The organism is Streptomyces sp. NPDC017979 (assembly GCF_044328175.1).
Taxonomy (GTDB): Bacteria; Actinomycetota; Actinomycetes; order Streptomycetales; family Streptomycetaceae; genus Streptomyces.
Genome location: NZ_JBIRGU010000001.1, coordinates 423,141 through 437,593 on the forward strand (window position 1 = coordinate 423,141; position 14,453 = coordinate 437,593).

8 protein-coding genes are annotated in these 14,453 nt (G+C 70.6%); 2 read left to right on the forward strand and 6 right to left on the reverse strand.

The annotated features are described in order from the left end of the window. Positions 1–33: 33 nt before the first annotated feature. From ACH4E8_RS01825 to ACH4E8_RS01850, 6 genes are all read right to left on the reverse strand, one after another. Complete coding sequence (locus tag ACH4E8_RS01825) at positions 34–2,304, reverse strand: UvrD-helicase domain-containing protein (RefSeq protein WP_398443352.1); 2,271 nt, start codon at positions 2,302–2,304, stop codon at positions 34–36. After that, the gene (locus ACH4E8_RS01830; RefSeq protein ID WP_398443354.1) at positions 2,301–9,104 is read right to left on the reverse strand and encodes a DEAD/DEAH box helicase; all 6,804 of its coding nucleotides are present in this window, start codon (positions 9,102–9,104) and stop codon (positions 2,301–2,303) included. Before ACH4E8_RS01830 ends, ACH4E8_RS01825 begins: the two co-directional genes overlap by 4 nt. Before the next feature lie 87 nt (positions 9,105–9,191). Continuing rightward, positions 9,192–10,133, reverse strand: a complete 942-nt coding sequence (locus ACH4E8_RS01835) for a hypothetical protein (protein ID WP_398443356.1) — start codon at positions 10,131–10,133, stop codon at positions 9,192–9,194. Between the two features lie 55 nt (positions 10,134–10,188). Continuing rightward, on the reverse strand, positions 10,189–11,376 hold the full coding sequence (locus ACH4E8_RS01840) for a DUF3696 domain-containing protein (RefSeq protein ID WP_398443358.1): 1,188 nt from the start codon (positions 11,374–11,376) through the stop codon (positions 10,189–10,191). After that, the gene (locus tag ACH4E8_RS01845; protein ID WP_398443360.1) at positions 11,373–12,665 is read right to left on the reverse strand and encodes a DUF262 domain-containing protein; all 1,293 of its coding nucleotides are present in this window, start codon (positions 12,663–12,665) and stop codon (positions 11,373–11,375) included. The genes ACH4E8_RS01840 and ACH4E8_RS01845 overlap by 4 nt, the downstream gene beginning before the upstream one ends. A gap of 85 nt (positions 12,666–12,750) precedes the next feature. Next, positions 12,751–13,209 carry an ATP-binding protein gene (locus ACH4E8_RS01850; RefSeq protein ID WP_398443362.1) on the reverse strand — a complete coding sequence of 153 codons (459 nt, stop codon included), beginning with the start codon at positions 13,207–13,209 and terminating at the stop codon, positions 12,751–12,753. 161 nt (positions 13,210–13,370) lie between these two features. On the opposite strand from ACH4E8_RS01850, the gene ACH4E8_RS01855 reads away from it, so the two are divergent. Together ACH4E8_RS01855 and ACH4E8_RS01860 are read left to right on the forward strand one after the other, a co-directional pair. Beyond that, a complete protein-coding gene (locus ACH4E8_RS01855) occupies positions 13,371–14,231 on the forward strand; it encodes a Scr1 family TA system antitoxin-like transcriptional regulator (RefSeq protein WP_398443364.1) in 861 nt (286 codons plus the stop codon). Next, positions 14,228–14,413: a DUF397 domain-containing protein gene (locus ACH4E8_RS01860; RefSeq protein WP_398443366.1), complete on the forward strand. Its 186-nt coding sequence runs from the start codon at positions 14,228–14,230 to the stop codon at positions 14,411–14,413. The genes ACH4E8_RS01855 and ACH4E8_RS01860 overlap by 4 nt, the downstream gene beginning before the upstream one ends. The last annotated feature ends 40 nt before the right edge of the window (positions 14,414–14,453 follow it).

The following is a 14,453-nucleotide window of genomic DNA, read 5'->3' on the forward strand; positions in this document are numbered from 1 at the left end:
CGGCAGGTGCCCCACTGGGAGGAGTGCACGCCTTCAGCGCGGTGGGAGAAGCGGCGTGAGGAAGCGACTCGGTTCGCCGTGCCAGGTGATGGCGAGCGCGTCACGGGCACGGGTCGCCGCGACGAAGAGGAGGGAACGTGCCCGTTGCAGCTCTCGCTGGTGGCGGCTCGGGTCCGTGTGCTCCCAGGCGTCCACGGAGGAGCGGGGGACGAGTCCGTCGGCCGCTCCGGCGATGACCAGGCAGCGGTACTCCAGTCCCTTGAAGCGGTACATGGTGCCGATGTGCACTCCCTGGTCGCTGCGCGGACCGTCGTTCGTGATCTCCGTCGGGGTGATGCCGCGTCGGGCGAGACGGTCGGCGAGCTGGGTCACCATGTCGTTGGTCGGGACGCAGATCGCCGTGGACTCACGGGGCACGTCGTGCCAGGTCTTCAACTGCTCCACCACCAGGTCCATCTCCTCGTCCCAGCTCCGCGCGCCGCGCAACGACGGTGTCAGGCCGTGGAGGACGGAGCGGTATCCGGCGAGGGTGTCGGCGTCGCCGTCAAGGTCGTCGTAGTCGGCGCCGCCCAGTACCTGGATGGCGCTGCGAAGGATTTCCCGGGTCGTGCGGTAGCTGAGTGTCAGCCGGGAGGACCGCCCACGGATGTGGACGCCGAGGCTGCCGAGGGTGACCTGATTGTCGTAGATCCGTTGGTGCGTGTCGCCGACGAGGAAGATGTCGTCCGGCCCGGACGGCACCATGGCGCGCAGCAGCTTCCAATGGGCCGCGCTGAGGTCCTGTGCCTCGTCAACCACGACGTGCCGGTACCGGTAGCGCAGCCAGGCGCCCGAGCCGGCCTCGACGTGGAGGTTGTCCAGGCCGCCTCGCTCCTCGCGTTCTTTGGACCGCTTGTCGATCTTGTCCTTGCGCGCCATCTCCAGCCGCGCGGCCCGTTCCGCGACCTGGCGGTGCGTCTCCAACCCCTTGGTCTCCAACCGCTGGGTGAAGCGTTCGGCGAGCTGCCAGATCCCGGCGCGGTCCGCGCGGGTGACACTCCGTCCCCTGCCCGCGCGCCGGGCGGCGAAGTAGGCGCTCCGGGAGGTGGCGGCCTGGCCGAGGATGACCTGGTTCCACTCGTCGCTGAGGAACTCGGCGCTCCAGCGGGTCTTCCCCACCTCCACCAGCATCTCCCGCCACTCGCGGAGCGCCGCCGTGTCGTCGATCCGCCGATTCGCGTTGCCCGGGTCCGCCTCGCTGACAATGCGGGTGGCGAGTTGGTCGACGTGGGCGATGTCGACGCGGGCCAGGACACCGGGGCCACCCAGCGAGAGGAGTCGCGCGCGCAAGTCGGCGGCGAGGTTCCGGTTGAACGTGGTGAGCAGGACGGGCTTGTCACGGCCGGGAGGGAGTTTTCGCACCAGGTGGCACACGCGGTGGAGCGCGACGATCGTCTTGCCCGTCCCCGGACCGCCGCTGACGCGGGCCGAACCGGAATAGTGGCGGTGGACCAGCTTTTCCTGGGTGGGGTGGAGGAAGATCTTCCACCGTCCGAAGTCGCCCTCCTCCAGAATGCTCTGGAGGGACTCGTCGTCGGTGATCACCACGGCCTGGGAGCGGTCGACGGCCGTCTGCCAGTCGTCGGAGTCGAGGTTGCGCTCCGGCTCCGGCACCGCGACGGGCGCCGTGACCTCTTCCATGACCGCTCCGTAGGAAGCACCGTCGCGCAGGCGGAGGAGTACTTCCCCGGTGTGGCGGGGTGCGTATTCGGCGAGGCCGAGCAGTTCGTCGTCCGTGGTGAGTTTCCGGACGATCGGGATGAGCGGTTCGGCGACGCCGAGGTCGGCGAGTTGTTCGTCGGTGTAGGCGGCGAAAAGAGGCACCTCCGACGGCTCCGGCCGTCCCGGCTGCTGAGCCGGGACAGGAGCAGCGGGCGCTGTGGCGCCGCGGCGCAGCACGCTCTCCTCGACGACCTGGAGGTCGACGTATTCGATGGCGCCGGTGATGTGGTTGATGCCGTAGTTGAACCGGTCCAGGTTCTTGTGGACGTGGCTGCGGTGCTTGACCGAGACGAGCAGCCAGTCGTCGCCGCCCAGGCGGATCATCAGGGCCCGCCACTCGCGGTTGACACGGGCCGACCACAGCCGGTCGTGGCCTTCCAACTGCTTGAGGTGGAGGCCACCGGCGTCGGGGTTGCGACGGAAGTCGTGCTGGAACTTGTAGAACGCCCCGAGGACCGTACGGTCCAGTTTCACGATCTCCTTGTCCGCCTTGTCCAACAGACGCAGCGTCACGCCCGCCCTCGGCGCGCCGGTGACCGTCATCGCTCGTTCCCCTCCTGGTCGTTCCTCGCCCTGGCCGCGTCATCGCGCACCAGCCCGGCGAGTTCGTCGGCGTCCCATTCCGCCGCGGTGCGGACGTGCCAGCCCGCGTCCTGGTAAGCCTGGTCCCGCTGCTCGGCGTCGACGTCCCGTTTGCTCACCGGGTCCGGGCGGTGCGCCAGGACGACGCCCACGCGCCGGGCGGGCCAGGCGAGCTCGGCCGGCCAGGCGGCCGTTCCCAGCTCGTGGCCGGCCACCGGAGCGGGTAGACCCAGGTCGGCGAGGGCCCGGGCGAGCGCGGGCAGGCCGGGATCATCGATGAGGAACTCGATGACCTCGTCCCAGGCGGGGTCCCGCACAGCCGCGGGACCCTGCGCGGCGCTCTGCCGCTCCGCCGCCGGCTGCTCCACGCCCGCGGCCTTGTCGTGCGCCTTCCGTTGGGAGGTGAGCCAGCCGGCTCCGCCGGTGACCGTCAGCTCGGTCGGGTCGAATCCGGGCAGCATCCCGGTCGTGAGCTGGACCCCGTCCCCTTCCCCCGCATCGAGGAACTGGAGATGGTTGCTCCAGTAGAGCCATGCCTGCCAGCGCCTGCGGTGGGCGGCTTCGTCGTTCGTGACTGCGTCCGTGCTGTCGTCGAGGACGGTCAGCGCCGTCCAGGACGCCCCGCTCTGCCCCCTGCGCAGGTCGAGCGCGATGGTGAGCGGGCACCCCGACGCGTCCCGGGTCGCCATGACCTGGACGGCGCCCTGGCCCTTGGCCAACCGGCGCCCGCACAGCGCCTCGCTGATCCTGCGCTCGATCTCCGCACCGTCCGCCAGGGCCCGGCTGGTCGCCGACACGGCGGCGAAGCCCGCGAGCGCGCTCTGCGTGCGCCGGCGCCAGGCGTCGGGGTCCGGGTCGGTGAGGTAGCCGATCAGCGTTTCGACCGGATTGGCCCACACCAGCCGCGGCAGGTCGCGGGTGTCTCCTGCATGCATCCGACGGTGGATGTCCATGGCCGTCTTCTGCGCGGTGTTCGGGTACGGCTTCCACACGGGGTCGGTCTGAGGACCGGTCCGTCCGGTCCATGTCTGAACGTCGTCCCAGGTGAGCTGGAAGACCTGCCATCCCTCCGCGCGCAGCCGGGTGCGCTTCACCGCGTCGGCCTCGGCCGTGAGGTGCTCGGGACTCGCGTGGTACCGGTAGCCGTCGAGGTAGACGGCCACCCGGCGGTCGTCGTCGGTGCTGCGGAAGACCACGTCCGGCCGTGTGTAGTCGAGCGGTGTCTGGGTCTCCATCTGCCAACCGCGGACAGTTCCGTCGGGCGCGGTGAAGCGCAGGGTCGTGTCCCTGGTGCCGTCGGCGGTGAGCGCGCTGCGAACGCTGACGTCGTCCACCCGGTCTGCCCACTCCAGCAGCCCGCGCCGGAACAACGCCTCCAGCTCGCTCTCCACCTGGTGCACCAGGGTGATGTCCCGCGTGGTGGCCACCGGTTCGACGTTCCAGCCGTCGGCGGTGCGGCCGAACAGGTCGCCGAGCATGTCGAGAGCGTGCTCACGGGAGACGAGTTCGTACTCGCCGTTGGTGACGTGCCGCAGCAGGCAGCGGTGGCACGCGGACCTGCCCTGGCCCACGCACACACACGTCTCGATCACCTGTCGGGCGTCGTCCAGGACGCCCTTGAGTCCGTCCTGGCCGGCGAGGCGGTGCAGGTATCCGGTGCCACCGGGAAGCGTGTCGTACAGGACGAGGAAGTGGCGGCGCAGTGGGGTCTCGCCGCGCTCCTCGGGCATGGAGTCGGTGACGACCGCGAGGTGGTCGGGGTCACCGCCGTAACTGCGGGCGATGCCGGCCAGCAACAGCGCCTTGAAGGAAGCGAGCCGTTCCCGGGTGTGTGCAGTGACGGCGGGAATGAGGATGCGCAGCGCGTCGGTGCGCAGCTCGTGTGCGAGGAGCACCCTCTCGCCCTGTCGTACGGCGTCGGCTCCGGCGCGCCGTCTGGGGCACCACGGGCGGTGGTACTTGGCGTGGGCCGACGTGTCGGCGGCGCCGTGGGCAGCGGGGCCGCCGTCCGGGTCGGCGAAGCCGCACGCGTCACAGACCCAGAAGGGGTTGAGGCGGACTTCCTGTCCGGCGAAGGCCGTGTCCGTGCCGCCGTCCACGCGGGAGGCTCCGACGTTGAGGTGGCGGATGTGCGCCTGGCGGGTGAACTCCCAACCGAAGGTGACGTGTCGGTGTTTCCACGCCTGTTCGATGTCGTGTGCGTCGATGTCCACGGCGGGGACGACGGTGTAGTGGCGCCGTTCCCGCTCGTCGCTGTCGTCGCGTACGCGGACGTCGTCGCGTTCGTCCCGGGATGTGACGCGACGCGGCACGAGGACCCTGTGCAGGCAGCCGACGTCTCCGATGGCCGCGGACCGGCAGCGGGGGCAGGGTGAGGAGTCCTGCTCCGCACGGTGGGTGCGGATGTGGCCGCAGTCGGGGCAGACGCGCCACCAAAGCCAGGCCGGGCGACCGGGACTGCCGACGTCCAATCCGGTGACGCGGTGCTTGTAGCCCTGGGCGTAGTAGTGATTGCCGGGGGCGAAGTCGGAGAGCGCGAGGCGTGCGGGACGGCTGTGGCGGAGGGTCTTGCTGTGGTTCGTGCGAGTTCCGTCGGCGGTCTTCTCGGTCCAGGTGAGGGTGGCCTCCAGCTCGGTGGCCGAGTCGATCAGGCTGTAGTTCGGCAGCAGGCCGAGGTCGACCAGGGCGCCGTGCGCGGTGGTGCGGCTGATTTCACGGGAGACGCGTGCCACGTCCCGGCGTTCGGCGCGCAGTTCGCGCCCCTGCCGCTCGTGGTCGGGGTCGCCGGCGATGAGCAGTCCGTGTGCCCGATCGATGGCCTCGATCCGGCGCTGGAGGTCGGCGCGGCGGTCCTCCCAGCGTCGGCACGCAGTTTCCAACGCGCCTTTCAGTCCCTCGTCGCCGGGGTCGGTGGCGTAGGTGACGACGGCGGCGCGGGCCTGAGGGCTGACGCCGGTGCCACGGCTCTCGTCGTACGGGGGGAACAGGTCCAGGAAGACCTGCACGAGCCGTGGTCCGGCAGCGAGCGCGGCTTCGGCGAACTCGGCCTGCCAGGCCGAGGCGCCGAACAGCTCGGTGGCGCGCCCCGGCAGTGGCCGCAGGGGCGTTCCGTCGGGGGCGGTCAGGCGTCCGGCGCCCGCGAGGTCGAGGAGGTGGGCCAGGTACTGGCGACGCAGGATCTCGGCCGCCGACAGGTAGCAGCCGGGCGGCAGGACGTCCCCGGCGATCATGAGCCGGGGTTCTTCGAGGTAGTAGCGGTCCCGCGGGCCCCGGTCGACCATGGTGAGCAGGTAGGCGTTGCCGGTGGAGCGGCCGGCACGACCGACGCGCTGGATGTAGTTGGCCGGCCCCTTCGGAAGCGAGGCGAGGACGACGGCCGACAGGTCGCCGATGTCGATGCCGAGTTCCAGTGTGGGCGTACAGGACAGCACCTGGGGGTTGGCGTAGTGGACGCGGGTGCCCTCGCGGAAGGCCTTCTCCACGGCTTCGCGCTGGGCGCGGCTGAGCGTGCCGGTGTGCTCGGCGGTGTTGATGGTGAAGACGCCGGCCTCGCGGTACATGCGCCGGTAGAAGTCGTCGGTGAAGTCCCGTTGCCGCAGCCCGCTGTCCAGGTCGCGGCCGGTGCCGAGGGTGCCCCCGCAGCGGTAGCGGGGACACGGCTGTCCGTGCCACTGATCGGCCAGGTCGGGGTGGACGGTCTGTTCCCAGAAGCAGCGCGGGCAGTGCGCGGTGGCGTCGGGCAGGGCGTCGTCGGCGAGTCTGCGGACCTGGATGTGGCCGGGCTGGAGTCCGTACACCCGAGTGGTGCCGTCGAGCGCGGTGCGCGCGGAGACGACACCGACGTCGGCGAGTGCGGGCAACAGCCGGGAAAGGAAGGCGGAGGCTGCCTCCGGGCGCAGCCCCAGGGCGCGTACGGTCCAGTCCTGGTACCAGCCGAGCCGGCCGGTGAGGACGTCGAAGTCCTCACTGCCCTGCTTGGGAGCGCCGAGCAGGAATGCGGGCGCGGATACGCCTCGGGGGAAGGCCGGCATCCCGGTTTCGCGTCCGCCCCAGATCGCCCACCGGCGCACCCCCGCCTGGTCCAGCCAGGGGTCCAGCCAGGCGTGCCGGACTGCGCCTCGGATCCGCATCCGCTCCAGCAGGCCCCTGACGAAGCCGGTGTACCGGTCGGGACCGGGCACCGATCCGTCGGGCAGGGCGATCTCTCCCGGTGTGGTGAGGAGGATCTCCCGTACGAGGTTCGCTACGGCGTCCGGGTCCGGGAGGGGCACGTCGGCGGCGACGGTGCGGGTCAGTTCGAGGGTGCGGCCCTGTCGGGACTTCAGGCCGAACTCCATGACGGTGGCGAACGCCAGGCGCTGCGCGATCAGTTCCCAGGTGGCCCGGGAGCCGCGGCTACGGCCGGAGAGCAGCGTGTCCACGCCGCGGACCAGGTGAAGGTCGGGCGGGATCACGGCGGCCTGGACCGCCTTGCTGTCGACGACGTCCGCGATGAGGTCGGCGGCGAGGTCGTTCAGGTTGATCGGCGCGTCCTCGCTGATGCTGCTGGCGAGCAGTGCGCGCAGGGAGAACGTGTACGAGCGGCTGGCGACGTATCCGGCGCGATGGGCGGCGTCCTGCACGGAGTCGTTGAAGAGGAGGGTCTTGTCCTCACCGAGCTCCTTGTCGAGCTCGCCGCCGGTGAAGAGCTGGGTGACGGCGGCGGCGGCGAGCGCGGCGAGTCCGGTGCCGAGGTAGCGGATGGAGTTGAAGGTGCGGCAGGCGGGGCACTGGTCGCGTTCCGCGGCCCGGTCACCGTCGAGGTCCGCGTGGACGAAAGAGGCGTTGTGGAGGGGGCGGGGCCGGCGCGGGCCCTCGCCGTCCACCGGGGCGGTGAAGTCCGCCTCGGGCGACAGCGGGCGCAGCCGTCCACCGCGGCCTTCGAGGACCATGACGGCGGGTCCGCCGCGACGGCGCTCCGCCCCGGCTCCGAACGCGGCCTCGTGCACTTCCTGCGGGGTCGCCGCGATCATGTTGCGCACCCGCCTCTTGTCACGGCCGACCGAGGCCCGGCGGATCTTCGTGGCGTTCAGTTCGAGGTCGGAGGGGTCGACCTCGGGTGAGTACGCGGCCCATCCGGAGCGTCCGCACTCACGACAGAAGACGGCCGGCAGGAAGACCTCGGCGGGCGGCGGTGCGCTGTCGTGGGCAGGTACAGCGGCCGGCTCGACGGCGTCGAGCGGTACGGCGGGTTCCTCCCCGTCGTACGGCGAAGTCCGGACGGCCGGGCGCCGGTCCTTGCTGGCCAGCGCCCCGCCGGAGGTGACCCGTTCGTCGTCCCAGCGGAACTCGGCCCGTGCCGCGCTGATGCCCCGCAGCACGCGGGAGACCGAACGCACCCAGTGGTGGATCTCGACGGACAGCAGCGGTCGGCCGGGGTGCTTCTGGTCGCGGGCGTACGACAGGAGGGCGATGTAGCGGGCGAGGGCCTGGGCGGCGACCCGCGGTCGCTGCTGCACGGCCATGCCCCAGTGGTAGGCGTAGCGGGGCAACACCTCGGTGATCTCGGCGAGGGTCTTCGGGGTGCCGTCGAGGATCTCCAGGACGGCGGCGGTCAGCCGGTGGCGGCGCAGGACGGCCCCGAGTTCCTCGGGGTTCGGTCCGCTCAGCCCGGTGAACGCCGCGATGAGGTCGTCCATGGCGCCCGCATCGCGGGTGGGGTCGCCGAGTCCGGCGACCTCCTCGGGTGAGGGGAACGGCAGGGTGAAGTCGCTCTCGCCGGTGAAGTCCTTGGTGGAGCGGCGGTCCTCGCCGACGACCGCTTCGGGCGGGAACGGCACGCCGAAGACCTGCTCGGCGACTTCCAGCATGCCGGGCCCGCCGCCCGGTCGTTCGGCGGCGCCCCGCCCGGTTCGGCCGGTGCCGCTGGCTCCGGTTCCGTTCTCGCCGAGGGTGGCCGACGTGGCGACGGGGCAGACCGGCCCCAGGGGGCGTCCGGGTTCGGCGAGCCGGGTGACCGAGCCGAGGCGGCGCAGCAGCATGGCGACGTCCGTGCCCTGGGCGCCGTCGTAGGTGTGGAACTCGTCGAGGACGACGTACGCGAGCGGGGCGTCCTCCCACAGCCGCTGGTCCTCGGGCCGTTGCAGGAGCAGGTCGAGCATCTTGTAGTTGGTGATCAGGATGTCCGGCCTGGTGCGCCGGATCTCGTCCCGGTCGACGGCGATCGCGGGGTTGGTCTGCTTGAACTCCTGGGACGGCTTGTCGCCGATGTAGAGCGCGGCCCGCACGCCCGCGTCGCGCAGCCGGGTGTCCCTCGGATCGTCGAGCCGCTTGCCGATGCGATGGGCCTGGTCCGTGGCGAGGGCGTTCATGGGGTAGAGCAGGATCGCCTTGACGCCCTCGCGGCCGGCCTGCCGCTGCCGATAGCAGTGGTCGAGCAACGGGATCAGGAACGACTCCGTCTTGCCCGATCCCGTACCGGTGGTGACGAGGGTGGGCCGCGCTGGACCGTGCAGGGTGGACAGCCGTTCCCAGGCGATTTCCTGGTGCCGGTACGGGGTCAGGTCGGGGTGCCAGGTCAGGTGCCGCTTCCAGCTCTCGTCCTCGGCGGTCCTGAACGGCGTGCGGATGCGGAGGTAGGGGCCGCGGAAGATGCCGTCGTCGGCGTCGCCGAGGAACCCTTCGAGGGCACGGCGGGTGCTCTCGTCGGCGAGCGCGTACGTCGTCGCGAGGTACTGGCTCAGGCTGGCCCGTACCTGATCGGCGGCGAGGGTGGGACGCACGCGTGGTCCTCCGTCTTGGTGCTGGGGCGCTGGTGGGAGCGGGGCAGGCTGAAGGTGCCCCTTCAGCGCTACGGTAACGGGCCCGGCTCACACGCCGCGTTTCCGCCCGACGTACGCGATGCGCAGGGTGCGCGCCTCGTGGAGGAGCCGGAAGTGCATTCGGCCGGGCTTCGGCAGGAAGTCGCAGTGCCAGTCGAACAGCCGGTTCTCTCCGTCGTCGTCGGGGAACCAGCAGAAGCGCCGGCGCACCTCGAACTCGGTGCGGACGTAGGAACGCCACTGGGGCGAAATGGGCTGCCGGTCCGGGTCCCAGTCGCTGACCGCGTCCTGAAGCTCTCCCAGCCGTTCGCCCACCGCCCGCACCCACACCTCGGGCAGTTCGACGAAATGCTGCTCCGACAGCCGTGTGAACTGCAGGAGCGGGAAGAGTTCGGAGCGCAGCCTCCACAGGTCGGCACCAGACCGCAGGCCCTCGACGGCCTTCTGCAGGACGGTGTCCGCGCCCCGCCGGATCCACGGCAGATGGCTGGCTACGTGCTCGGGCCTCGCGGCGTGCCCCACCTCGACCTCGGTGAGCGCGGAGCCACCGTCCTCGTCGTCGAGGAGTTCCTCCCGGACGAGGGTGAGCCGCTCGGCGTCCCAGCGCGGCTCCACCGGCAGCGAGACGCCGAGGCCACCGGTCAGGTGTGCTGCGCCGAGCCCTTCGACGGCGTCCCCGTCGTGCCGGTACTCCACGTCGGAGTGAGACTCCCCGTCGGGGAAGGCGGCTCGAAGCGGCCACTTGGACTGGAGGATCACCAACCGCTGCCACAAGTCCTTGGTGCCTGGCGTACCGATCCACTTGCCGATGGCATGGCCCTGAGCGAGCTGTAGGGCCTTGACCGGCTCCCTGGAGACGAGCAGAGTTCCCGCCCGGTCCTCTTTGGCCACCGCGAGCACGGCCTTGACCAGCTCGGTCATGGCACGGTTGACCCGATCCGGGTCGGCCGTCGTCTCGCAGGACTTCTCGTTCAGGAACAGCTGTGGCACGTCTCCCCCTCCGTGACGATGTGTGCGCTGTTTCCCGCCCTCCCCTGGGCAGGTGTCAGCCGATGAGCTGGTCCAGCGTGTTCTCCAGCTCGTCGAAGAAGCCGGTGGGCCACTGGTCGAGCATGCCGTCGGTGTCGACCCGCGGGCTGACGACCTCCACACCGGTGCCGTCGCCGCGGAAGAAGTGGAACACCGCTTGTCCTGGGGCGAGCCGCCCCCGCTTCACGGCGAGCCGCACACCGTTGATGACGTGGTCGCTGTGCGTCTCCATGATCACTTGGGCGCCCTGTGCGGCGGCTGCGGCGGCGAGCGCGGCCATCCGGGTCTGCCCTTGGGGGTGCAGGTGCGCCTCCGGGTTCTCCAGGAGGACCAGGGAGCCGGGGCGGGCGGTGAGGCAGGCCACCACGATGGGCAGGACGTAGGTGAGGCCGAAGCCGACGTTGGTGGGGCGGCGGCGCCTGGTGGGCCCGAGGGTTCCTTGGAAGCCGTACGAGAGGCGTACGGCGTCGGCGCCCTCGATGGCGTCGGCCTGGATGTCCACTCCGGGGCACAGGTCGCCCATCCAGGCGGCGGTCTGGTCGAGCAGGAGGTCCGACTCCGCCTTCGGATGGTGCAGCGGGCCTTCGGGGACCTCGTCGCGGGCGTGGTGACGCAGGAAGTTGACGGTGTGTTCGCCCCGTACGCCGAGGAAGCCGCGGCCGACGGCCGCGTGGTGGTCGCGGGGGTAGAACTCGGCCGGTGAGATCCGGTCGGCGTGCAGGTACTGGAAGGGAGCGGTGAGGAAGGACGGGGCCACGGCCTCCGGTCCGGTGGGCCGGTCCCGGCCCTCCGAGGTGTACGGCAGGTCCACGTCGAGCAGCGGCAGCAGGTTCTGCTCACCTTCGTACTCGACGGTCCAGCGGTAGTGGTACGCCCCTTCGTCGACGCCGAGGCCGATCCTGGCCTCGTCCTCCGCGAAGTCCTCGTGCAGGACGTCGTCCCCGGTGCCGAGACCCACGAGTTCGCCGTTGAGTAGGAGGCCCTGGTTGGCCACGCTGACCGCCATGCCTGCCCGACGCGCCTCGGGCAGGTACTGGGAGACCGCGAGGTCGCCGGCCTCGTACGACTGGCGGAGCAGGCCGAGGGCCTGGAGGACGCTGCTCTTGCCGGACGAGTTGAGCCCGGTCAGAAGGGTCAGCGGGCCGAGGGTGAGCTCCGTGTGTTGGAACGCCTTGAAGTTGTGCAGCGTCAGACGATCGATCAATGTTCAGCTACCCCCCGGAACAAACGTGCCACGTGCTGGAACCTTGTGCGGACCTTCGCCGGGGCTCCGGTGCCGACGGAGATCGACCGGTCGAAGTCCCAGTCCTTCAGCAGCTCCTCGTACCTGTCGAGCAGCCGTGCCCGGGACGCTACCAGCCTGTCGCGTTCCTGATCGTCGAGAAGAGCGAGATGGACCGAGACCGTCTCGAACAGGGCCTTGTTGATGGGTGCACGACCCGATCCGCCGTGCCACTTGCGGAAGGCGTGCTGCCCGAACAGGTCCTTCGCGGACCGCATGGCCATCCGGAACTCCCGCGCCAACTGCTGCTGCCGGTCCTCGGCGAGGTTGCTGACCTGGTACATCGCGTCGGTGAGGAAGCGGTCGAAGTCGTTCTCGGCGTACTGGGCCGGATTGGTCAGGCGGAAGGCGAGGAAGCGCAGCACCATCTCCCGGTCGGCCATCCGCTCGTCGGACACGCTCCACCGGGTGGCCTCGCCGAACGTCGGGTCCTCGGCCAGATCAGCGAGGAACGTCCGGGCCGACCCGCGCACCAGCGCGTGTCGCAGCTCTTGTGCCGTCAGCGGGACACCGCCCGTGTTGATCCGGGAGAAGACGTTGTGCTTGACGGAATCCGGGGTGCCCTGTTGCAGGACGTGGACGGTGAGCTGGGTTTCGCGCAGCCGGATCTTCAGCCGGCCGGTCAGGTCCTGGTAGGCGCTTCCGTGGAAGTTCTGGAGGTAGTCCAGGCCTCGGAGGGTCAGCGGACCGAGGCCGGTGATCTCGGGTGCCATGAACCGGGCGATGGCAGTGAGCCGCTGGACGCCGTCCACCACGGCCCACTTGTCCTCGTCGTCCTCGGCCATGTGGAAGTTGGAGATCGGGATGCGCAGCAGCAGCGACTCGACCAGACGGCTCTGTTTGACGTCGTCCCAGATCCCGGCGCGACGCTGGAAGTCCGGTGCGAGGTCGATCATGCCCTCTCTCAGCCGGGACAGCAGCACGTCCACGTTGGTGGTCGCCGTGTGGATTCTGATGGTGTCGGGCCGGAACGGGGCGGAGATGCCGTCGGCGTCGCTGTACGGGCCCTCCTCGCCCTCCTCGTCGGCGGGCAGCTCCAGCTCGACGCCGGTCGGCCGACCGTCGGAGCCGATTTCGAGGCGCGGCCCCAGCGGCAGGAGGAGTGCGTCCTGCCCTCCGTCGACGTCCTCCGGCGCGGCGTACCCTCGGGGTCCCGCGGGCCGGCTCCGTCCAGTGCCCCGGCTACCGTCGCCGTCGTCCGCTTCCGTCATGCTCCCCGTTGCCTTCCGCTGCCGATGCCGTGCCCGGCCAGCCTATAGACGGGGTGGTGGCCTGTCAGTGCGACGTCCGGGCCCGTCAGCGCGGTAGGTCCACCTCGGCGACGACGGTCTTGCCGACGGGGACGCGGTCGAGGATGTCCCATCGGTCGGCCAGTGCCGCGACGAGGAACATGCCCCGGCCGGTCTCCGCGAGCGGCCCGGCCTCCGGGTGGGGCTCGCCGGGAGCTGGAGGCCGGCGTTCGCCCCGGGTGTCGGAGACCTCGACGCGCAGGGTCCGCCCGAGGAGCCTGACGGTGACCTCGAAGTCCCGGTCGGGGACGCGACCGTGCGTGACGGCGTTGGCGGCCAGCTCGGCGACGAGCACGGCGGCGGTGTCGTACGCCTCGCTGCCCTGCGACACGCCCCAGGCATCAAGCCGATGCTGCGCGAGCCGACGGGCGAGGCGGGCTCCGCGCGGGGTGGAGCTGAACCGCTGGGTGAACACACGTGCGGTGACGGGTTCCTGTGGTGCAGCGGGGGTGAACGGTGATGTCATGTGCCCAAGGTGATGCCAGATCAGCCGAATTCACCAGGATCGTCCCGCGTACGCTGAGTCAGCGTACGCGCACGTTCGGTGGACAGTACGCATGACGGCGCGTGACGATGCCCGCAGTCGGAAGCGGTACGGCGAGCTGGTGGCACAGGAGGTGTCCAGTGGTGTCCTACGAGAGCGCGGACAGCGCCGCGGAGGCAGGCGGGGCGGAACCGGAAGCGTCGGACAGCCTGCGCACCTTCGGCGCGGTCGTCCAGGCGCTGCGGGAGCACGCGGGCCTGAGCCGAGAGGAGTTCGGCGCCCTGGTCCGCTTCTCCAAGCACACGGTCGCCTCGGTCGAGCAGGGCCGGCGGATACCGGATCGCGACTTCGTGGAGCGCGCGGAGGAAGCGCTCGGCAACACGGGGGCGCTACGGAATGCCGCGCCGCATCTGTCCCGCCAGGTGGGGCTGGCGAGCTGGTTCCGACAGTGGGCCCGCCTGGAGGCGAGGGCGATCAGCCTGTACACGTACGAATGCCGGGTGATGCCGGGCCTGTTGCAGACGGAGGCGTACGCGCGGGCGGTGTCGCTGAGCGTGCCGCCGATGCCGGAGCCGGAGAAGTTGGAGCAGCGGATCGCGGCGCGATTGGCACGCCAGGAGCTGCTGGCGGTCACCCGGAAGCCACCGACTGCGTTCAACTTCATCGTGGAGCAGGCGGTGCTGGAGCGGTGGACGGGCGGGCAGGAGGTGACGCGGGAACTCCTGGACCACGTGGTCGGGTTGGTCGAGCGGAACTGGAACGTGGAGTTCCAGGTGATGCCGACGAGGATGCCGACGCATGCGGGGTTGGACGGGCCCATGCGACTGGCCGAGTCGCCTGACAACCAGTGGTTCGCCTACTCGGAGGGCCAGCAGAACGGACGGCTGATCGTCCATCCGAAGGAGATCAGCCTCCTCCAGCAGCGGTATGCGAAACTGCGTTCGCAGGCACTGAACCCCGAGGATTCGCTGAGCCTGCTGAAGCGGATGCGAGGAGCGCTATGAGCACGTCCGATCTGGTCTGGTTCAAGAGCAGTTACAGCGGCTCGCAGGGTGACGACTGTGTCGAGGTCGCTCAGGGCACGCAAGTGATCCACGTCCGGGACTCCAAGGACCAGCGGAGCCCCGAACTCGCCCTCTCCCCCGCCGCCTGGAGCGACTTCATCACGTACGCCGCCCAGCACTGACCCACACGCAAGCGCCCCGCGCCGGACCTGCTCCGGCGCG